Origin of the sequence: Kitasatospora sp. NPDC059088, assembly GCF_042738155.1 — a bacterium.
Taxonomy (GTDB): Bacteria; Actinomycetota; Actinomycetes; order Streptomycetales; family Streptomycetaceae; genus Kitasatospora.
On the sequence record NZ_JBHYGR010000308.1, the window covers coordinates 1 to 1,332 of the forward strand.

The window sequence follows — 1,332 nt, forward strand, 5'->3', positions numbered from 1 at the left end:
GACCATTCCTTCTTAAAAAGGCATCTGCGGGACAAAAAAATCGATTTGGAACCTTATCAGACCCTTCTCAAATAAAAAACCTTTCCTGACAAGGGACTGACCCCCGTTTTTGAGACAGGGATCAAAACACCTTTTAAACAGCCAATTGCCGATAATTTATCGGTGATTGGTTGTTTAGTTTCGTTTGAATACGAATATTGTTATAATAATGAATGTATTCTATGACAGTGCGTTCTACGATGGCGGTCGTGGTTCGATCAATGCTGTTAAGATAGAACGTTTCAGACTTTAGTGAGGAATGAAACGATTCGATGGAGGCATTATCAGCGGGTGTCCCTTTGCGGGACATGCTCATGGTAATGCCTTTTGTTTTAACAGCTTTCTGATACTCGTAAGATGTATACACAGATCCTTGGTCACTATGTAACACGCAGTTCTCAGGCAGTGTTGGCAGTTGATCAAGTGTGTGTAAGACAAAGTCTGTGTCCTGCTTATCTCCAATCGTAAAAGCAATCACTTCTCCATTATATACATCCAATATACTGGAAAGGTACAATTGTTTCTGTCCATAAGGCAAATACGTGATGTCTGTTACTAGTTTTTCAAGAGGATGATCAGACTGAAAGTTCCTATCTAATATATTGTCGACCACGGCATATGGCTGCCCATTCTTCTTGCGCTTTTTCACCTTAACCCGGCACTGCCACTGATTTTTCTGCATAATACGCTGAACCGTTTTATGGTTAATACACATTCTCTTTTTTAATATAGCTGTGATTTTTCGATATCCATATCGATACTGGTGCTCTCGGCACAACGTGCCGATTTGTTTTTCTAAATGGCGCTTGGGATGATCTTTCTTCAGATTCTTCTTCCAACGATAATAAGACGAGCGAGAGATACCTAAATGAATACAGATATCCTGCACGGTCATTGTGCTGTGCAATTCTTCTACAAGTTCGACTGACGTTTGGCTATCAACTTCCTTTCCAATTCGTTGTACTTTTTTAACACTTCATTCTGTTGTCTCAGATATCGATTCTCTGCCTGCAGTTTCTCTAATTCGGAAGAATACTCCGGACCTTTTCCATAAGTGTATTGCTTACCAACAGGCTGTTCAAATCGATGTGTATCACCAGCCTTATACCATCTGACCCATGTCTTAATCTGCGTATTATTTTTGATATTCAACTCCTGCATGATCTCTTTCATAGGTACGCCTGCCAATCTCATTTCTACAGCCTTCTGTTTCACTTCAACCGGATAACTCACTCTTGTCCCCATAGAAAAAACACCTCCAAGTCTAATTTCGGATAACAATCATCCGTATTC

1 protein-coding gene is annotated in these 1,332 nt (G+C 40.2%); it reads right to left on the reverse strand.

Features of this window, described 5'->3' with window-relative positions:
• Positions 1 to 133 precede the first annotated feature (133 nt).
• A protein-coding gene (locus ACFWXO_RS45560) for an IS3 family transposase (RefSeq protein WP_087614160.1) occupies positions 134 to 1,284 on the reverse strand; the annotation gives its coding sequence in 2 pieces (ribosomal slippage) (positions 134 to 1,011 and positions 1,011 to 1,284; 1,152 coding nt in all).
• Positions 1,285 to 1,332: the final 48 nt, after the last annotated feature.